A 19,260-nucleotide genomic window follows, 5' to 3' on the forward strand; every position below is an offset into this window, starting at 1 on the left:
TCATACTCACTTAACATCAAAACATTTCAAAAACCATGTAAACCACCTTTCTTTAGTTGCTTTTTTCTAAATTATTCGTGTCATATTATCCCATTGCTATTCCTCCATTCTTGATTAAATTTGTTTGAATTAATTTTAACTTTCACAATTAAAGTTTTAAAAATTTTCAAACAATTATTTTTTGAAATAGATATTATTTAGTGAACTCTATTCCTATTGTTCTACTGCATATTTTGCATATTGCCTGTTTACAAATATTGCAAGTAAAACTCCTATAATAGTGATTACAGCATTGAATAATACAACATATCTTGGCCCATTTGCACCACCTGATTTTGTTATAACACTTGCAATATTTAAAATAACATAGTTTGCTACACTAGATGCAATCATAACTATAGAAGTAATCTTACCTTTATTTGCTGGAAACATTGCATTTGCTGTAGACGTAACCAACTGAAGCACTCCACCTGCTGCTGTAAATCCAATTACAAATCCACCTATTAAACAAATAGTTTTTGTCTGTATAAAATATATAATTATAAGCATAATTGTAGAAAGTAAAGGATATAGAACAAGTACTCTAACTGGTTTAAGAAATCCTTTTACAAGAGCTGCTGTTATTAATACAGCAAGCATTGATCCTACTGCATAGTATGATTGAATTTGTCCTGGGCTAGCAAGTCCATATAACTTTCCTAATTCTTGGTTGCAATTTAACCATAACTGGAATGTAGAAGTGCATGTAAAACCTATACAAATTAATGCAATACTAGTCACTGTAAATTTCATCCTTTTTTCTTTAGGTTTACCCTTGACATTATTATTCATTGGTGGAAAAGGCATAGTTGCAATCAAAATACCATCTATAACAAGTAAAATAGCCGTTACAATAAAGATTGTTTTATACGACATATGGCTTGCTGAAACAAAACCTATCCCAAATGGAAGCAAAAGTTGTCCTAATGATATAGAAAACTTTGTAAACATATTGGCAGCATCACCTGAATTTATAAAAATTTCCAAACATGATGGAGTGATACATGTATCTAAAAATGAGTTAGCTGCACCACCGATTAGTGCAAATATATACGCAACATACATATTTGGTGCTATTATAATACCTACAAAATATGCGATATAAAAAACTATACCAATTAATCCAGAAACTCTTCTTCCAAGCTTGTCAGAAACAGGCCCAGCAAAAGGATATCCAATAAGGCGTCCTAATCCAAGTGCGGCAATAACAGCAAGTACTACACTTACATCAAAAGTACCATTAGCTAATGTTTTCGCACCCCATACACCCACAAAGTTTTGCTTGTACTGTCCTAAAATTGATACTCCAATACCATGTATAAAATAGGCTAAATATAATGCCAAAGCCGTCGAATAATATTTTTTATTATTCATTTACTTTCTCCTTTCATTCTCTCAAGGAAAGGTTGTTTCTTAATGTTTCATCTATTTAATTCATATAAATCTATCATCTTGGTAATTTTTACTTTATTGTTAATTCCTTAACTTTTTACCTTCAATAGTTAGGTTGGACACAAAATCCAACCCAACTTAAAATCTCCTAAAACTGCTTCAATATTTTGTTATCATATTTTAAGTGCTGCATCTAATGCTTCTCTTGTTGCATCTATTGCTCTACGTGCTCTTGTTGCATCACCAACAACATAAGTTTCTTTTACAACTTTTTTAACTTCTTCACTTAATGGATCATAGTTACGTGATCCCATAGCAAGAACAACAGAATCAAATCCTTCTAACTTGTATTCATTATTATCTGCTAGTGTGTATGAAACTCCACCTTTAAAAAACTTTGCAACTTTAGCTCCAGTAACAGTCTTAATTTTGTATTTATCAAAGTCTTTCATTAAAAATTTACGGTGCTCTGAAATTACATCAGCTCCAACTTCATCACGAAGCTCAATAACAGTAACATCATGGCCTAATTCAGCTAAGAAATCAGCAACTTCACATCCAACCATTCCGCCACCTACAACAAGAACATTTTTGCCACAGGAATCTTTTCCGTCAAGAAGATTAACTGCATGAATTAATCCAGATTCATTAATCCCAGGTATAGGTAATATAAGCGGTGTTGCTCCTGTAGCCAAAACAACTGCATCCGGTTTTTCTTCAGTTATAAGTTCAGGAGTTACTTTTGTATTTAAACGAACTTTTACACCATACTTTTTGCATTTAGTAATATAACTGCGTATTAAATTTGTAATATCGCCTTTTCCTGGAGGATAAGCTGCTAAACGCATTTGTCCACCAAGTGTATCAGTTGCTTCAAACAGAGTTACATCATGTCCTCTCTTAGCAGATATCCATGCTGCAAGCATACCACCAACTCCACCGCCCACAACTACTACTTTTTTACTAGTATCTGCTTTCTTAAGTTCAGCTTCTCTTCCAAGCAGAGGATTAACAAGACAAGTTATTGGCTTTCCTCGATACATGTTACAAACACATCCTTGAAGGCAAGCAATACATGGACTTAATTCATCCAAACATCCAGCTACAGCTTTATTAGGTGTTTCTGGATCAGCTAGACTCTGACGTCCAAATGCTACCAAATCACATCTTCCTTCACGAACTAGTAGTTCTGCATAATATGGTTCTGTAAAACGTCCTACAGCAATAACAGGAATATTTACTGCTTTTTTAATTTCTGTAACTAATTCAGCATTAAATCCTCCATGTACAAGCGTAGGTGCCCACATATACTCATCATGAAGATGTACCGCACGTGAAATATTGATAGCATCTGCACCACATTCTTCTAAATAAGCAGCAACTGCTGCACTGTCGTGAACATCTAGCCCTCCATCCATCTCATCTGAACTGTTTATACGACAAATAATTGCCATAGAATGTCCAACTTTTTTAAGTATATTTTCAATAATAAGACGAGGTAACCTCATTCTATTTTCAAAACATCCGCCAAACTCATCCACACGCTTGTTTGTTCTTGGAGAAATAAAACTGCTAACTAAATAGCCATGTGCACAGTGTACTTCAACTGCATCAGCTCCTGCTTTTTTTGCACGTACTGCTGCATCTCCATATACCTCTATTAATTCATAAATTTCTTTGTTTGTCATAGCTATAGGTATATCACGACCTACTGCTGCTGGAATTGCAGAGGCAGCTTTTAAAGGATACCCAGCAGCTTTTGCATTTCCTTCAGCTCCAGCATGTTGAAGTTGAATGGATATTTTTGCACCAGCCTCATGACATGCATCTATAACACGTTTAAAGCTTTCTATAGTACTATCATCATATAAGCAGGGTTTACGAATTCCCCCCTTAGCTTTCTTATCAACAACAGTAGCCTCAAAAGTAATTAATCCAAAACCGCCACAAGCACGAGCTCTATAATATGCCAAAGATTTATCACTCATAGACCCATCTGTATTTGCAAAATTATTTCCCATAGGCGAAACTACAAAACGATTTGGAACTGTTATAGGACCAATTTTTATGGGCGTAAACATAGATTTAAATATCATAAAATAAATCATCCTTTCACTTTTTAAGATTGATTGCACTTACTATTTTGTCTTTGGAGAAACCTCTGGCCAAGCTTTGTCAAGCACTTTTTTAGCATTGTCATATGTAAATTTAGCTGCCTCAGCAACACCTTTTGATAAAATAGCATCGCTTATTACTTCAACGCCGATACATACAGGTTTGATTCCTTTTTCTTTGATCATACGAACAAAGCCTTCTGTTGCATTAATTCCAGTACCTGGTGCAAGTCTGTCATGCATTGATTCATCTCTTAATATAGATTTTGCATAAGGTCTTTCATAAACATCATTAATTTGTATAGATACAATCTTATCAGCTGGAATGCCTTCTAATAATTTAATATCATTTTCTTGATTTGCTCTTACCCAATGCCATGTATCCAAGATAAGTTTGGCATTATCACAACCAGCACCTTTAACTACTTCCCAACCTTTTTTGATATCTGGAATACCACTGTATGGCATAGGCTCAACACCAATAATATATTTGCCTGCTCTTTGACATAATTCTCTTAACTTCTGTGCAGTATGTTCTACACTATAAGTTTCCATTAAACCAATGTTTATATGTTGGACACCAAATAATTCGCACATATGGAAACATATTTGCTCTTTGTATTTTTGTTCATAAGAACGATTATCTTCAGCCCAAAGTGTAATATATTCAACTTCAGTAACTTTCATATCATATTTTTTAAGAATATCAAGAATATCATCATCGAACAAACCTTCGTTTAATGCATCTACATATGTTTCGGCACGAAGACCTATTCCATCATAACCTGCTTCTTTTGCAACTTTAACTCTTTCTTCAAATTTACATTGATCTCCTAATGTCCATGAACTTACTGTGATTGGCGGCTTACAAGTACCTTTCTTGCATTCATTAGTCATGATACATTCCTCTTTCCATCAAAAATTTTGTTATTAAATATGATTAATTATCATAAAACCTTTACAGTACACCTATTTTTTCTAATGCGAGAATAACATCTCTTCCTTCTCTAACACCATCAATTATTTTTCTTGCTCTAACACTATCACCTATATTTACTACTTCAACATCCTTTTCTCCAAAGTACTCTTGTATTTCTTCTAATCCCTCAATTTGTGATCTCATTCCAAGACATACGAAACCATAATCAAAATTCATTGTTACTTCTTTCTCATCTTTTTTAACTTTGAAGTTATCTTCATTTACTTCCACAAGAGCTGTACTTGTATTTACATCAACATCATATTTTTTCAGCATTTCCTTTACAGCTGATTTTGATATTACATCTAAATCTTTGCCAAGCACAGGAAGCATTTCAACTATTGAAGTCTTTGCTTTTCTTTCTGAGAAAAATTCTATAACATCTAAGCCTACAGCTCCACCACCTATAACAACCACTTTTTTACCTATAAGATCCATTTTTTCAAATTCATTAATTTTACTAAATACACCAAAAATTGAATCTACTTTTCCTCCTTCTTTACCTATATTTTCTTCAAGTCCTTTTATTGGAGGAAGTAATGGTTTTGATCCAGTTGCATTTACTATTAAATCCGGATTAAGATTTTCTATTTTCTTAATATCAGCTTTGATATTTGTAAATATTGTTAGGTTATTTAAGTTTTCAGCTCTTTTTATTAGATAACTAGGAAAATAAGCTATTCTGTACTTAGCTGGGAATTTTGATATTTCTCTTGCAAGTCCACCTACATAGGATTTCTTTTCAAATAAAAATGTGGTACATCCTAATTCTGCTGATGTACAAGCTGCCTCAAGTCCAGCAGTTCCACCGCCTATAACAACTACATTAGTCTGTTTTGTAACTTTTCTTTTTTTATAAGCATCTTCATATATAATATCCGGGTTAACTGTACATCTTATTGGCTTATTTAAACCTATTCTATGTCCTGCACATCCAACATTACATGATATACACTTTCTAAGCATATCTTCTTGTCCATTTTTAACTTTTGCTACCCATTTAGGTTCAGCAATTAATCCACGACCTATAGCTATTAAATCTGCTTCTCCATCAGCTAATATTTTTTCAGCTACTTTTGGATCTCTTATGTTTCCTACTGTTATTGTTGGTTTATGGAATTTATCTCTTACAGCTTTAGACATATATGAACGCCATCCATCTTTAAGATCTGCCTTGTCTATCTGATATTGTATTGAATCATTTAAAGCTGCAGATACATCAAATATATCAACTTCATCATTTAAGTATTCTAATATTTCTAGTGTATCTTCTAGAGTATTACCACCCTCTAAAAATTCATCTGCACTAAATCTCAATAATATTGGAAATTTAGGGCCTACTGCTTTTCTCACACTATCAATTACCATTCTTCCAAATCTTGTCCTATTTTCAACGCTCCCTCCAAATTCATCAGTACGTTTATTATAGAGAGGAGATAAAAATTGACTTATCAAATATGAATGACCTGCATGTATTTCTACCGCATCAAATCCAGCTATTTGAACTCTCTTTGCTGCATCACCATATTTTTGGACTATATCTAATATCTCATCTTTTTCAAGTGGTCTTGGAACAGCTCCTCCAGTTTTAGAAGGTATATTTGAAGAAGAAACTGGCTGACAACCTATTCTAGATGGAACTGCTGATGCACCTGAATGGTTGATTTGTACTGCAGCATTTGCACCATATCTATGTAATCTTTCAGTTAATTTATACAGTCCAGGCATATAACTATCCTGATCTATTCTAAGTTGTGTGGTTCCATTTGAACCTAGTGGGAAATCAACAGCTACATTCTCTATAATTATTAATCCTGTTCCACCTTTAGCCCTTTGCTCATAATATTTAATATGTTCTTCATTGATTTCTCCATCTTCTGCTGCATAATTTGTACCCATTGGTGGCATAACTATTCTATTTTTTAATATCATATTTTTTACTTTTAGTGAACTAAAAATATTTTTATATTTTGTCATTTTCTATTCCTCCATTTTCATATATTCTACTTTGCTCTTAACAAATATGATAAAAGTATATGCTACAAAAAATTTGATGCTCTCAAGTGCATACGAAAAAACATATTCAGTTAAAATACAGAATTTTCCGAAACTTATCTTTAAAAAACAACATAGCAAGGGTAAGGAGCTTAAAGCTCAATACCTCTCGCAAAATACTAAAATACAATTTCTATTTTAATATTCAATGTCTAATACTTTCTTCATATGTTCAATAGGCATATTTTTTCCCGTCCACAATTTGAAAGCTGCTGCTCCCTGGAACAACATCATTCCTAGTCCATTCATTGTCTTCTTACACCCCACTTCTTTTGCCATTTTTAGAAGTACTGTTTCTCTTGGTGCATAAACAGTATCTGTTACAATTAAATCTGGCCTCAAAAAGCTTTTGTCTGGAATATATGTCTTACCCTCTAAAGGTTTCATTCCTACTCCTGTTGCATTTGCAAACAAGTAGCTATCTGCTATTTCTTCCTTTAATTTATCAAGATCAGCCAAATCATATAATTTAGCTTTGCATTTAGTTCTTTCATTTATATCTTTTACTGTCTTCTTTGCTCTTTCAAAAAATTTATCCTTATTATTGAATATTGATATCTCTGCTACTCCATCTAGTGCCGCTTGTACTTGAATTGCTGTAGCAGCTCCACCAGCACCTACTATTGTCATTTTCTTTCCTATTACATCTATATCATTATCCTTTAATGATTGCATATATCCAATACCATCTGTAACATGTCCAGTTAAAACGCCATTATCATTTACAATTGTATTTACTGACCCACAAAGTTCTGCTGCCTCTGACAATTTATCTAGATATTTATGTACTACTGTTTTATTGGGCATTGATACATTTGCTCCTCGTACTTTCATTGCTCTAAAACCCTTTATAGTATCTTCAAGTTCTTCATTTCCAACTTCAAATGCAAGATAAGCATAGTCAAGTCCTAATTTTGCAAATGCCTCATTGTGCATTGCTGGTGAACTTGAATGTCTTATGGGATATGCAATCAATCCTATAAGTTCTGTATGTCCTGTAATTCTTTCTGTCATAGTAACCTCTCCCATTCGTATTTTATTTTTACTTATAGTCTACTATTTAGTTGCTGTTATAAGTTTAAGTAATTTATCTAATTCATTTGCTTGTAATTGTCCTGGTGCTGATGCTGCTTTAGCTGAACCAAAAGTAAGTGCTGAACCAAAAGTTTCACCTGCTAAACGGCTTATAACTCCAAGAGGTCCCATTGACATAGTAATAACTGGAGTTTGGTCATGATCACGTCTCATTTCATTAGTTGCACTTAAAAGCTCAAGTACATCATCAGGATTTGAAGGCATAACTGCTATCTTAGGTATATCTGCTCCTAGTTGCTGCATCTTACACAATCTAGATACTATTTCTTGTTTTGATGGAGTCTTATGAAAATCATGATTTGACATAATTACCTTTACTCCATTTTCATGCGCTGTATCAACAATTTCTTTTACTACTTTGCTACTACCAATAAATAATTCAACATCAATTAAATCTGCATTCTTAGTTGATGCAATTGCCTTATTAAGTTCAACATAATATTCTGGAGTAATTTCCTTTTCTCCACCTTCTTTTGCAGTTCTAAAAGTTACCAGTAGTGGAATATCATCTAATTGAACTCTAAGCTTAGTTAAAATTTCTTTTACCTTTTCAATATCTTCTACATCCTTGTAGTAATCAATTCTCCATTCCACAAGATCAAGGCTGATTGCCTTTAAGTATTTAACATCATCTATTAACTCTTCATTAGTTCTTCCCATAAAAGGTACTGCAATTTTAGGAATTCCTTCTCCCAATTTTACATTTTTAACTTTTACTATACTTTTCATATTTTCATTCCTTCCGATTTTATAGTAATCGTTATCGTAACTCATAAAAAAATTAAATGCAATCTTTTTTATTTTTTAACTAAATTTATAATTTAATAAAAGTAATTTTTTTAATTTACAAAAATCGTATTATTTTTAACGACATAATAGTTATTTTTTTAACATATCATGATTATATTATAATTCATTCTCTTTGATAATTCTAATACATCTTTTCATGATTATTGATAGTTTTTTTCTATGAATTATGGTATATTATTTTTAATGTATATTGGAGGGAACTATTATATGAATTTAAATCAATTATATTATTTTAGAACTGTTGCAAAACTTGAACACTTTAGAAAAGCAGCATCTGAACTAAATATTTCTCAGCCAAGTTTAAGTAATTCAATGACAAATTTAGAATCAGAACTTGGTCTTTGTTTATTTGAAAAGCAAGGTAGAAATGTCATACTAACAAAATATGGTCGTATATTTTTAAAAGATGTAGAAAAAATACTTGATGAATTGGAAAATGCAAAAAAAAAGATGAAGCAGTTAGCCAGTGGTGATACAGGGCATATTGACATTGCATATATTTCTCCCTTAGCACATCAGTACATTCCAAATACAGTACGTAACTTTTTAGATTTAGAAGAGAACAAAAATGTTACTTTTACATTCAACCAAGGATTTACAAATGAGCTTATTAAAGGCTTAAAAAGTGATAAATATGACCTGATTTTTTCATCTTATTCAGAAGAGGAGCCAGATATAACCTTTGTGCCAATTATTGAACAAGAACTATTTGTTATAGTTCCACTAAACCACCCTCTTGGGAAACTTAATAATATTGATCTTGTTGATATCAAACCTTATCCTTTAGTGGGATATGACAAAGATTCTGGTCTTGGAAAATTTATTTCTAACTTAATGAAGAGTATAAATATAAAACCTAAAATAATTTGTGAAGCCGCAGATGAATATGCTATTACTGCTCTAGTTTCTTCAAACTTTGGTATATCTATCATAGCAGAAGCACCTGCACTAAAACATGCAAAAGTAAAAAAACTAACAATTACTAATCCTAAATACTCTAGGAAAATTTACCTTGCTTATAAGAAAAATAGGATTTTTCCTCCTGCTGTTCATAACTTTATTTCATACATCAAAAAGAAAAGTATCATTGAAGGCATGAAGCTTTATTCTGAATCCTAAAAAAATTATATTCTTTTACTTTATGTAAATTTTTTGACGAATCTCTATTAATTTTCCTTCTTCAACATTTTTAAATGTTCCAGTGATTCCTTCTATAACCATTTTAGCTTTTCCCTGGGGCATTATAATCTTTCCAGGTTTCAAATTTTCTACTTTTTTTATCACTTTCATGTCTTCACTTACAAACAAAACGTCAATAGAAAATTTCATAAAGAATGTATGAATGCTGTTACAAGGCTTAATCAAAATCCCCTCATGATGTGGTTTTTTACGAAACATAAACCCTAAAAATCTTTTAACAAAACTATCTGCTATAAATATTTCAGCTATAACCTCTGACTCATATACTAAAGTCTTGACCACATTATCACCTCTTAGCAAATATAGTAATCATCCTTATAACGGCAGGCCCTAATATAATTATAAATATGGTAGGGAAAATAAAAAAAATTAATGGAAAAAGCATTTTAATAGGAGCCTTCATAGCCTTTTCTCTAGACACCTGTCTCCTATGTTCTCTCAAATTTGCAGATTCAATTCTGATCACTTTGCTTAAACTTACTCCTAATTCATCTGCCTGAATTAACGAACTAATAAACATGGAAAGTTCCTTTACATCACAACGTTCACTCATATTTTTAAGGGCGGCTTTTCGCTCTATTCCCATAGTAATTTCCTTAAGACTCTTTGCAAATTCATCACAAAGTTCTCCATTTATATTACTTATAACTCTAGCTATAGCACCGTCAAAGGATAAACCTGCCTCAACACTAACTGTAATTAAATCTAAAGTATAAGGTAAGTCCTTTAAAATTTTATCTTTTCTATTTTGAATTCTTCTTGATAGATAAAAATTAAAGAAGGCATTAATAGTTATCACTATAAGTATTGTAAAAACAATAACTTTCATTATATTAAAATCAACCATTAGCACAAGTACTCCTAGAATTGTAGAAAAAATCAAGATAATCATGCTCTTTTTAAGCATCCATTTTTGAGCAGTACTATTTTTTAAAACCCCTGCTCTTTCTAACTTTTTGTTAAGCATTACAATTTTTTGATGAGGCGTTATGGTAAGCATAACCTTACTAAAGTTTTCATAAAAAGGCATTATCATTCTTTGTGAAAAAGTCTTATTTTCAATTTCTTCTTCTTTCAAATTATCCAGCTCATTAATCTCTGTAAATCTCTTTTTAATTTTTATTTTGTCACCGTTTATAGCTGTTAGTATTCCATAGGAAAGAAAAAAAATTGACAAAAAGAAGATGAAAAATGCAAAATAAAGCATGTACCTCTCTCCTTTCTTACATATCTATATTAATAATTTTTCTTATCATTAATAATCCAAGAAGCTCACTTAATACAGCAGCCGCTACCATAATTAAACCAATAGAAGTTGTAAATAGCAAAAGTATATACTCCTTGTTAAAAAGGTAAATTGCTGACCCTAAAAAAATAGGTATAAGCATTAAAATAATGCCCGATAATCTTCCCTGAGCTGTCAGTGTTTTTAGCTCATTTTTTATCTTTTGTCTCTCCCTTATAGTTTCCGATATATTATCAAGTACTTCAGACAAATTTCCTCCTATATCTTTCTGTATTAAAATAACATTCACTATAAGTCTAAGATCTTCTGATTCAACTCTGCTAAGCAAATTTTTTAAAGCATCTTCTTCAGAAATCCCAAGACTCATCTCTTTGAGTAATTTCTTAAATTCCTTTGAAAAAGGATCACTGGTTTCTTCTGATACTACAGCTATAGCTTGTAAGAAAGAATATCCTGCTTTTAAAGAGTTTGAAATTATAGTTATACCTTCATTTAATTCACTGTCAAAGTCCTTAATTCTATCTTTTTTTCTCTTTCTTATTATAAATTTGGGGACGTTCCATATTAGAATATAAATTAAAATGATAACAAAATAATTTTTAAAAACTGCAAATGCCAGAAAAGCAAAGGCAGAGGAAAATAGTATTTTTATAACCAGAAGTTCCTCTACAGTAATAGATAAATCTGCCTTCATGAGTTCAACCTCAAGCTTTTTATCTTTCTTTTTATTTAACCAGATCTTAGGTATTAAATTTGATAGAGTTTTTAATATGCTTACCCTGTCCTTCTTATTATTTTTATACTTTTGGGAAATAGCATAATCCTCATCAAAATATTTAAGCTTACGAATAGGTTTATCTTTACTAAATAATTCAATTAATACAGTGCTTATAAAAAGCCACACCATTAAAAATATCACTGTTACTATGACATATATCATAAGCCCTCCTCCTTGATTTTGCTTTAGGCATTTGAAAGAAAATAAGAAATTATCTCAAAATATCTGGTGGTACATTTATACCTTTCTCCTTAAGCTTCTGTACAAATTTGGGCATAATACCTGTAGGAATAAATTCTCCTCTTACTTTTCCTTTATTATCAACGCCCCTTTGCTCAAACTTAAATATATCCTGAAGTATAATTACATCCCCCTCCATGCCTTGAACCTCCGTTATATAAGTGATTTTTCTACTTCCATCCATGAGCCTTGATTGCTGAACTATTATATCAATAGCAGAAGCCACCTGATCTCTGATAGCCTTAATTGGAAGATTCATTCCCGACATAAGCACCATGGTTTCAATTCTAGATAACATATCTCTTGGTGAATTAGCATGACCTGTTGTAAGAGATCCATCATGGCCAGTATTCATAGCTTGCAGCATATCCAAAGCTTCTCCAGAACGAACCTCACCTACAATAATTCTGTCAGGACGCATTCTTAAACTATTTCTAACTAAATCCCTTATAGTAACTTCCCCTTTTCCTTCTACATTTGCAGGCCTTGTCTCGAGCCTTACTACATGCTCCTGAGAAAGCTGAAGTTCTGCTGCATCCTCAATAGTCACTATACGTTCATTTTCAGGTATAAATGAGGAAAGAACATTTAACGTAGTAGTTTTACCACTTCCTGTACCACCTGAAACAACTATATTTAATCTTCCTTCTACACAATATTTTATAAGTTTCGCCATGCTTTGAGTCATTGTTCCAAAGCTAACCAAATCCTCTACTTTAAATGGATCTTCTGCAAATTTTCTAATAGTGATAGAGGGACCATCAATGGCTAAGGGAGATATTATAGCATTTACTCTAGAGCCATTAGGGAGCCTAGCATCTACCATAGGTGAACTTTCATCTATTCTCCTTCCAATTGGTGCTACAATTTTTTTTATAACATGGAGTACGTGATTATCATCTTTAAATTTAGCATCCGTAAGTACTAGCTTTCCGTTTTTTTCAATATATACATGCTCTGGACCATTAACCATAATTTCAGTAACACCGTTATCTGAAAGCAATCCTGTAATCGGACCAAATCCTATAATTTCATTTAACAGCTCTTCTTTTATTTTTTTCTTATGATTATTAGTCATATTTAGTGATTCCATTTCAATATGCTTGGTAACAATATAATCAATTTTTTGCTTTAATTCCTGATTATGTTCAGAAATTTCATTAAAATCTATATCAAGTTCTTCAATTACCCTATTTTGAATTTTCATCTTCAATTCATAATAAGGATCTATTTCTTCCCTAACAGATTTATTGGCTTTTTTATCTACATTTATTTCTTCCAATCTTTTCATAAGAGACATAGTAATTCCTCCTGCTTAGGTATTTGAAAGAAAATAACAAGTCAAATATTCTTCGCATAGTGCCCCTTGTTATTTCTTTCAAAATGCCTTAATCAAGCTCTTACACATTTCATCCAGTGCCTTTACTACTTTTAATTTATAGTATTTGTCATCATGACATAAAGGAATCCCTTTATTTACTGAAGCAATAACAGTCTTTTCTTCATCTGGTATAAATGCAAAGACACCATCCTTAAAGGCCTCCTCCACTTCTTTTTTGTTTATTCCGTACTTTACATTAAATCTATTTATAACAAGCTTAACTTTGTTTTTATCATATCCAACGGATTCCATAACTTTAAGACCCAATTTAGTATTCTTAAGAGCTATAATCTCCATAGTTGACACCATAAGTATTTTTTGTGCCATATCTAAAATATAAAGGGTACTATCATTAAAATTAATACCTGTGTCTACAACAATTACGTCGTATTCTTTTCTTACATCCTTCATTATTTTCTCAATAGCTTCTTTTGTTATATATTCCGCTGCTTCCGGTTTTTGAGGAGCAAAGAATATATCAAGATTATCATTATATTTATATAAATAAGGTTTTATATTTTCATAAGAATCTATTTGTCCATCCTCCACTGCATCTAAAATAGTCTTTTCACTATACTTATTAACCAGCATAGATATATCACCAAACTGTAAATCCATATCTATAAGAAGTACTTTTTTATAGGATTCCTTGCTTAAAACAATAGCTGTGTTAACCGCTAAAACTGATTTTCCCACACCACCTTTAGAACTAAAGAAAGCTATAGTTTTGGCATCTCTCACTTTTTCTGCACTTCCTGTAAGCTTTACCTGTCGTTCCCTGCACTTTTCATAAGTTGTTGTTATAGTCTCAATTAAGGTATTATAGTTAAAAGGTTTTATTATATATTCTTTAGCACCATGAAACATTGCCTTTTTTAAATACTCACTTTCAGCCTGAACAGACATAATAATTACCATTACAGAAGGGTACTCCATGGTTATCTTTTCAGTAGCTTCTAAGCCATTTAAAACAGGCATGTTAATATCCATCAAAACCACATCAGGATTTACCTTTGGTATAATTTTAAATACTTCTTCACCATTATCCGCTTCTCCTACAACTTCAATATTTTCTTTATCTAAATTCAATATTTTTTTTATTACATTTCTAGTTTCTTCAATATCATCTGCAATTAGCACTCTGATCTTATTCATTTTTCATCCCCCTACTGTCCGAGTATTGGAATTTTAATTGTCTCTCCAGTTAATATTAAATTCTCATCCTGTATATTATTTGCTTCTTTTATAATAGTATATTTGCCTTCATCTTCATAAAACTTTCTACCAATATTTTCTAAGGTATCTCCAGGTTCCACTATATAGCTTTTATAATTTTCACTACTTGTAATGTTTAAATTATTTTCTTTATTGAAAGTCTTTTCATCAGTATTAACAGACATCTCTTCCCATGTAATTCCATTTGTTTCTGTAGTTCTTTCATCTTTTAATGGTCTAAGAGCTAGCTTGATGCTTCCTATACTTTGAGCAAGTACTACCTTTTCCAAATCTGATACTTTAACTGATAGGGTTACTAAAAAATTTGTTGGTGCTTTTCCATTATCACTGCTTTTATTACTATTACTTTCTTTATTCTCTCTACTTATCTGTTTATCTACTGCTAATACCTGGATGTTCTGTAATACAATTTTTGCTTCATCTGGTCTAACTACTTTTGTTCCATCTCTCTTTTCAGATGTATACACAATGATATCCACATAATCTTTTGGTTTTAACAATCCTGAAACCCCTGAATCACCTGTAACACTAATAGAAATTGCTCTATAATCATTATCCATTTTTAAATTAAGTTCATCTCCACCCTTCTCCAAAAGTTTATCAATATGAAACCCTTCATTTTTTGAAATTGTTTGAGTTGCATATTTTCCCGCAATTTTTGAAGAATCTTTAATATAGTTATCAAAAATAGGATTATAAGGCACCTGTATCTTTTTTATCATTTTCTTATCTATAAGGGTTCCTGAAGATATTGTCTCAGCTGCTACTAAAATTGTTGTTTTTTTAGCCGCTTCACTTGACGATTTCAACGATTGTAAATATGCAAAAGCAGCCACTGCAGCTATTAGCGCTAAAATAAAAGATATCAATATCAATTTTTGTCCTCTGCTTTTCATCACTATCCTCCTTCATCCCATATCAGTAATCCTACTTATTTTGATAATTTTGCACCATATAACCCTGTGTCATTTAAATTTGTATCAACCGGACAATTTAAAACAAATCTAACAAACCTTCCTTTAACTTCTATTTTTCCTGAATTATTAGTTACATCCTCTACATAAAACGCTGCGAATCCTACTACTAATACTGACTTTTGTCCACTTACAGCTAAAGAATCTACTAAAGGCATTATCCATAGTCTTATTGAGTCTCTTGGAAAATTATCAAAAGTGCTGTATTCAGAGTTGATATACTTTTTTATATCATTACAAGCTCCTGCCATATTACCCGGTTCAGTATCTATATAGTCACCTACTGATATTGTTCCACTGTAACCATATAGTGCATTTGCTCTAAAAACACTTTCACCAGACCCACCAAGCGAAACTGCACCATAATTTCCTGAGTATCCATCTCCTGCATCTTCTTTAAGTGTTACTAAGTCTCCATAAGAAAATTTATATACTTCTACAGCAAAAGGCCTTATCCCACCTGTTACTGATTTTGCAGGGGCAACTACAGCCTTTGTCTTAGCCTTTATATTGCTGCTGTTTATTCCTATTACTTGAGCAAATAGGTGCTTTACATTTTTAACTTCTTCTATTTGAATGCTCTTATGATCTACACCAACAGTTATTAGGGCTAGACTTGGATCTACATTATTTTTTTGAAGATAATCTACAGCTGCAGTCCTTGCCTTCATCTCATTATCAGGTAATTCAAGTACCGCTGCTAAGGCCCCTGAGTCGATTGCATTTGTTAACTTTGTCTTTTCTATATAAACCATACCTACATCAAGTACGTAAGCAGTAAACCCAAGTAATACAGTAATGAGTAAACAGGAAATAATAGCAACATTTCCTCTATCATTTAACTTCCTCATTTATATCTCTCCTCACTCAACCCTCATAGTTGTCTGTCCATTTAATACTATTACATTATTAAAAAGACTACTTATAATTGGAACAGTGAGATTATATTTATAAGTTACTTTTACAATAAGGCTATCCCCGGATCTTCTGCTACTTTCATCAGGAGTTATAGTTACTGTTAAATTCTTAGGATCTAAATTAGGAGAAGTAGCTACAATTAAATATTGAATTTCCTGATCAGTGCTGCCTATAATTCCTGCCCTTGCACCTTCTCTCGATGCATTTTCAATAGTAAGATAGGAATTTATCACCATTCCAAATTGAACTATTCCCATTACAATCAATAGAAGGATTGGAAGGATTATTGCAAATTCAACTAAAGCCTGCCCCTTTTCATTCTTTAAGTTTTTCAATATAACCACTTCCTTTTGATTAGTTTTCAAAATACTCTAACCACCTTTTTTGTGATTAGAGTACTTTGGAAAAACCTCAGCAGAACTTTTTCTATTTTATTGAAGGGCATTTATTATATCCTGAAATTTTGCAGAAATCGCTGGCCCAAGTAGTACTAATACGGCAATAACTACTATTGCTACAAGTCCTATTATTAGTGCGTACTCAACCATACCTTGTCCTTTTTCTTCTTTTAACTTATTTAAGGCATATCCTTTAAATTTTTGCAGCATATTATTCATCCCCTTTAAATTTATTTTCTTATTGATTTTATTATAAATCTACCGTCTTTAACTTGGCAGATTGCAAAAGTCACATATCATAAGTAAAAAAGTCAGAAAAAAATAGAGACCAAAGTCCCTATTTTTATCCGATTGCTACCATTGCTAACCCCCCACCTTCTTCAAAGTGGGGGATAGGCACTGCTACGCACCTGGATAAGTTCTTCTAAGGTTCAGATGGAGAAAAAGGTATTCCTTATAAGCAAACTCCACGTGAACCTAAGAATCACTTGATAAGTAATTACCCAATCACTAAAAAATACTCTATGATTAAATTTCATATTTACTTCTATAATATTCATCAATATTATTTTCTATTGCAACAATTGCGGCGTGAACTCTATCGTCTACATTTATTTTTTTAAAAAGATTTGTAGCATAATTTTTAACTGTTTTTTCAGAAATGTACAACTGCTCTCCTATTTCTTTGTTACTAAATCCTTTTGAAATTTTATCAAGCACTTCAATTTCCCTTTTTGAGAGATTATCTAAAATATTAGATGCTTTCTTTGCCTTAATTTTTATGTCAGAAAAAAGTGTGGAAACCAAAGACTTATCGATGTATTTTTCACCCTTATACACTCTTCTAATTGCTTCTGCAATATCTGTTCCAGCTGAATCTTTAAGCATATAGCCATCGGCTCCAATACTTATAGCCGTATTAAGTGTCTTTCTATCATCTTCAACAGTTAACATTATAACCTTAATTTTATTGTCCTTATCCTTTATACTTTTAAGAACCTGAATACCATCCATAATTGGCATATTACAATCCAGCACAACAACATCTAACTCATGATTATTTAAAAGTTTTAAAGCCTTCTCTCCATTTTCTGCCTCACATACAATATCCATATCCTCTTCAAAACTTATAATCCTTTTTAACCCCTGCCTTATTATATCATGATCATCGGCAATTAATATTCTAATCACCTTGTTCTTCATTCTTTATCACCTCTCGATTAATAGGAAGCTTAACAGTGTAAGTTGTGCCTACTTTCTCAGAGGATTTGATTTCAATTTCTCCCTGAAGTTGTTTTACTCTATCTAAAATTCCAATAAGTCCATAGGACGCTCCTTTAGTATTTACTCTCTTTAAAGTCTCTTCTACATTAAACCCAACACCATCATCATTTATTATTAACATTAAATATTTTGTTCCAAAATCCATTCTTACCTTTGCATGTTTTGCTTTAGAATGTTTCCTGATATTATTAAATATTTCTTGAACAATTCTATATACTGCTACTTGAATAATAGGTTCTATTTCCATTTGGATTGGCTTCATTTTTATCTTTATATCAATATTTGACTCTTTGAAAATAGTATTTGCCGTTTGATCTATAGTTTGCCTTAAACCTAAATCGTCCAAAGACATAGGCCTTAAATCAAAAATAATACTTCGAACTTCTTTTAATGCCACCTTAACACTTTCCTTTAAATCTTCTAATTCCTTAAGTCCCTCTTCCAAATTTTTTTCAATAACCATCTTACATATATCTACTTTCATAACTGCATTAGCCATATGTTGAGCCGGTCCATCGTGAATATCCCTTGCAATTCTTTTTCTTTCACTTTCCTGAGCTTCTAAAATTTTTATACCAATAAACATTTCAGAATTCTTATCTGATCCTTCTAAAGCAGAAAGAACATCACCTTCTAAATAACCCATAGCAATACTTATTTGATTAATTATCCTTTCACCATTTTCAATATTATCCATTATCTTTTTTATGGTTATTTCCAGGCTATCTCTTTCTTTTCTCAATGACTTTTCTTCATTTATCTTCGTATAAAACTTAATTCTCATATCAGATGCTGCTTCATAAGCTTCCTTAATATCATCTTCAGTATACTTATTAAAGTTTGCAGATACATGAGCCAATCTTCTTCTAGCAGCCTTATCCTGTTCTTCCAGTTTATCAACTTCATCTATAACATTAGCAATATCCTTTTTAATTTCATCTAGTTTAAGCTTTAAATCTTCGTGATCTTTTCTTATATAATCAACAATACTGAGTACCTGCCCTCTACTTGAACTTATCTCATCTATTACATTTTTGATTATTTTATTAATAGCATTAACATCCAAGTTTATATTATTCATCATATTCTCCCTTCATTTAAAGTACAACCAAACCAAATTA

The 19,260-nt window shown here is 31.7% G+C and carries 18 protein-coding genes; 1 reads left to right on the forward strand and 17 read right to left on the reverse strand.

Translation table 11 applies throughout. The features are described from left to right. Nucleotides 1–213: 213 nt before the first annotated feature. The 6 genes from CLRAG_RS17310 to aroD all read right to left on the reverse strand — a co-directional run bounded on the left by CLRAG_RS17310 (nucleotide 214) and on the right by aroD (nucleotide 8,403). Nucleotides 214–1,413 (reverse strand): MFS transporter, encoded by a 1,200-nt coding sequence (locus CLRAG_RS17310; RefSeq protein WP_065079546.1) that lies wholly within the window; start codon nucleotides 1,411–1,413, stop codon nucleotides 214–216. A gap of 191 nt (nucleotides 1,414–1,604) precedes the next feature. Further along, on the reverse strand, nucleotides 1,605–3,527 hold the full coding sequence (locus CLRAG_RS17315) for an oxidoreductase (RefSeq protein ID WP_065079547.1): 1,923 nt from the start codon (nucleotides 3,525–3,527) through the stop codon (nucleotides 1,605–1,607). Between the two features lie 42 nt (nucleotides 3,528–3,569). Next, nucleotides 3,570–4,442 carry a sugar phosphate isomerase/epimerase family protein gene (locus CLRAG_RS17320; RefSeq protein WP_065079548.1) on the reverse strand — a complete coding sequence of 291 codons (873 nt, stop codon included), beginning with the start codon at nucleotides 4,440–4,442 and terminating at the stop codon, nucleotides 3,570–3,572. A gap of 61 nt (nucleotides 4,443–4,503) precedes the next feature. Continuing rightward, nucleotides 4,504–6,501, reverse strand: a complete 1,998-nt coding sequence (locus CLRAG_RS17325) for an oxidoreductase (RefSeq protein WP_065079549.1) — start codon at nucleotides 6,499–6,501, stop codon at nucleotides 4,504–4,506. A 216-nt stretch (nucleotides 6,502–6,717) separates the two neighbouring features. Then, nucleotides 6,718–7,593: a shikimate dehydrogenase gene (locus CLRAG_RS17330; protein WP_065079550.1), complete on the reverse strand. Its 876-nt coding sequence runs from the start codon at nucleotides 7,591–7,593 to the stop codon at nucleotides 6,718–6,720. A gap of 42 nt (nucleotides 7,594–7,635) precedes the next feature. Further along, nucleotides 7,636–8,403 carry a type I 3-dehydroquinate dehydratase gene (gene aroD / locus CLRAG_RS17335; RefSeq protein ID WP_065079551.1) on the reverse strand — a complete coding sequence of 256 codons (768 nt, stop codon included), beginning with the start codon at nucleotides 8,401–8,403 and terminating at the stop codon, nucleotides 7,636–7,638. A gap of 288 nt (nucleotides 8,404–8,691) precedes the next feature. Here aroD and CLRAG_RS17340 point away from each other — a divergent pair, with 288 nt between their 5' ends. Next, nucleotides 8,692–9,603 carry a LysR family transcriptional regulator gene (locus CLRAG_RS17340; RefSeq protein ID WP_065079552.1) on the forward strand — a complete coding sequence of 304 codons (912 nt, stop codon included), beginning with the start codon at nucleotides 8,692–8,694 and terminating at the stop codon, nucleotides 9,601–9,603. Between the two features lie 15 nt (nucleotides 9,604–9,618). Here CLRAG_RS17340 and CLRAG_RS17345 read toward each other — a convergent pair whose 3' ends face one another. From CLRAG_RS17345 to CLRAG_RS17395, 11 genes are all read right to left on the reverse strand, one after another. Beyond that, nucleotides 9,619–9,966: a DUF192 domain-containing protein gene (locus CLRAG_RS17345; protein ID WP_242872172.1), complete on the reverse strand. Its 348-nt coding sequence runs from the start codon at nucleotides 9,964–9,966 to the stop codon at nucleotides 9,619–9,621. A gap of 4 nt (nucleotides 9,967–9,970) precedes the next feature. Beyond that, complete coding sequence (locus CLRAG_RS17350) at nucleotides 9,971–10,891, reverse strand: type II secretion system F family protein (protein ID WP_065079554.1); 921 nt, start codon at nucleotides 10,889–10,891, stop codon at nucleotides 9,971–9,973. 16 nt (nucleotides 10,892–10,907) lie between these two features. Beyond that, on the reverse strand, nucleotides 10,908–11,870 hold the full coding sequence (locus tag CLRAG_RS17355; RefSeq protein ID WP_065079555.1) for a type II secretion system F family protein: 963 nt from the start codon (nucleotides 11,868–11,870) through the stop codon (nucleotides 10,908–10,910). A 49-nt stretch (nucleotides 11,871–11,919) separates the two neighbouring features. Beyond that, entirely contained in the window at nucleotides 11,920–13,248 is a 1,329-nt protein-coding gene (locus CLRAG_RS17360) for a TadA family conjugal transfer-associated ATPase (RefSeq protein ID WP_065079556.1), read from the reverse strand. A gap of 78 nt (nucleotides 13,249–13,326) precedes the next feature. Continuing rightward, nucleotides 13,327–14,484 carry a CpaE/TadZ family protein gene (locus tag CLRAG_RS17365; RefSeq protein WP_065079557.1) on the reverse strand — a complete coding sequence of 386 codons (1,158 nt, stop codon included), beginning with the start codon at nucleotides 14,482–14,484 and terminating at the stop codon, nucleotides 13,327–13,329. An 11-nt stretch (nucleotides 14,485–14,495) separates the two neighbouring features. Continuing rightward, complete coding sequence (cpaB, locus tag CLRAG_RS17370; RefSeq protein WP_065079558.1) at nucleotides 14,496–15,461, reverse strand: Flp pilus assembly protein CpaB; 966 nt, start codon at nucleotides 15,459–15,461, stop codon at nucleotides 14,496–14,498. Between the two features lie 35 nt (nucleotides 15,462–15,496). Beyond that, entirely contained in the window at nucleotides 15,497–16,390 is an 894-nt protein-coding gene (locus CLRAG_RS17375) for a pilus assembly protein TadG-related protein (RefSeq protein WP_065079559.1), read from the reverse strand. 12 nt (nucleotides 16,391–16,402) lie between these two features. Then, on the reverse strand, nucleotides 16,403–16,822 hold the full coding sequence (locus CLRAG_RS17380; RefSeq protein ID WP_083985792.1) for a TadE/TadG family type IV pilus assembly protein: 420 nt from the start codon (nucleotides 16,820–16,822) through the stop codon (nucleotides 16,403–16,405). A 66-nt stretch (nucleotides 16,823–16,888) separates the two neighbouring features. After that, nucleotides 16,889–17,065 carry a Flp family type IVb pilin gene (locus CLRAG_RS17385; protein WP_013239524.1) on the reverse strand — a complete coding sequence of 59 codons (177 nt, stop codon included), beginning with the start codon at nucleotides 17,063–17,065 and terminating at the stop codon, nucleotides 16,889–16,891. 318 nt (nucleotides 17,066–17,383) lie between these two features. Further along, nucleotides 17,384–18,058 carry a response regulator gene (locus tag CLRAG_RS17390; RefSeq protein ID WP_065079560.1) on the reverse strand — a complete coding sequence of 225 codons (675 nt, stop codon included), beginning with the start codon at nucleotides 18,056–18,058 and terminating at the stop codon, nucleotides 17,384–17,386. Beyond that, a complete protein-coding gene (locus tag CLRAG_RS17395; RefSeq protein ID WP_207644834.1) occupies nucleotides 18,039–19,220 on the reverse strand; it encodes a sensor histidine kinase in 1,182 nt (393 codons plus the stop codon). Before CLRAG_RS17395 ends, CLRAG_RS17390 begins: the two co-directional genes overlap by 20 nt. Nucleotides 19,221–19,260: the final 40 nt, after the last annotated feature.

The sequence above is a fragment of the Clostridium ragsdalei P11 genome, assembly GCF_001675165.1.
Taxonomy (GTDB): domain Bacteria; phylum Bacillota; class Clostridia; order Clostridiales; family Clostridiaceae; genus Clostridium_B; species Clostridium_B ragsdalei.

What these genes read in the sequence shown, in the direction of transcription:
- CLRAG_RS17310 (WP_065079546.1), bottom strand. Translation starts at nt 1,413, where the DNA reads ATGAATAATAAAAAATATTATTCGACGGCTTTGGCATTATATTTAGCC.
- CLRAG_RS17315 (WP_065079547.1), bottom strand. Translation starts at nt 3,527, where the DNA reads ATGATATTTAAATCTATGTTTACGCCCATAAAAATTGGTCCTATAACA.
- CLRAG_RS17320 (WP_065079548.1), bottom strand. Translation starts at nt 4,442, where the DNA reads ATGACTAATGAATGCAAGAAAGGTACTTGTAAGCCGCCAATCACAGTA.
- CLRAG_RS17325 (WP_065079549.1), bottom strand. Translation starts at nt 6,501, where the DNA reads ATGACAAAATATAAAAATATTTTTAGTTCACTAAAAGTAAAAAATATG.
- CLRAG_RS17330 (WP_065079550.1), bottom strand. Translation starts at nt 7,593, where the DNA reads ATGACAGAAAGAATTACAGGACATACAGAACTTATAGGATTGATTGCA.
- aroD (WP_065079551.1), bottom strand. Translation starts at nt 8,403, where the DNA reads ATGAAAAGTATAGTAAAAGTTAAAAATGTAAAATTGGGAGAAGGAATT.
- CLRAG_RS17340 (WP_065079552.1), top strand. Translation starts at nt 8,692, where the DNA reads ATGAATTTAAATCAATTATATTATTTTAGAACTGTTGCAAAACTTGAA.
- CLRAG_RS17350 (WP_065079554.1), bottom strand. Translation starts at nt 10,891, where the DNA reads ATGCTTTATTTTGCATTTTTCATCTTCTTTTTGTCAATTTTTTTTCTT.
- CLRAG_RS17355 (WP_065079555.1), bottom strand. Translation starts at nt 11,870, where the DNA reads ATGATATATGTCATAGTAACAGTGATATTTTTAATGGTGTGGCTTTTT.
- CLRAG_RS17360 (WP_065079556.1), bottom strand. Translation starts at nt 13,248, where the DNA reads ATGTCTCTTATGAAAAGATTGGAAGAAATAAATGTAGATAAAAAAGCC.
- CLRAG_RS17365 (WP_065079557.1), bottom strand. Translation starts at nt 14,484, where the DNA reads ATGAATAAGATCAGAGTGCTAATTGCAGATGATATTGAAGAAACTAGA.
- cpaB (WP_065079558.1), bottom strand. Translation starts at nt 15,461, where the DNA reads ATGAAAAGCAGAGGACAAAAATTGATATTGATATCTTTTATTTTAGCG.
- CLRAG_RS17375 (WP_065079559.1), bottom strand. Translation starts at nt 16,390, where the DNA reads ATGAGGAAGTTAAATGATAGAGGAAATGTTGCTATTATTTCCTGTTTA.
- CLRAG_RS17385 (WP_013239524.1), bottom strand. Translation starts at nt 17,065, where the DNA reads ATGCTGCAAAAATTTAAAGGATATGCCTTAAATAAGTTAAAAGAAGAA.
- CLRAG_RS17390 (WP_065079560.1), bottom strand. Translation starts at nt 18,058, where the DNA reads ATGAAGAACAAGGTGATTAGAATATTAATTGCCGATGATCATGATATA.
- CLRAG_RS17395 (WP_207644834.1), bottom strand. Translation starts at nt 19,220, where the DNA reads ATGAATAATATAAACTTGGATGTTAATGCTATTAATAAAATAATCAAA.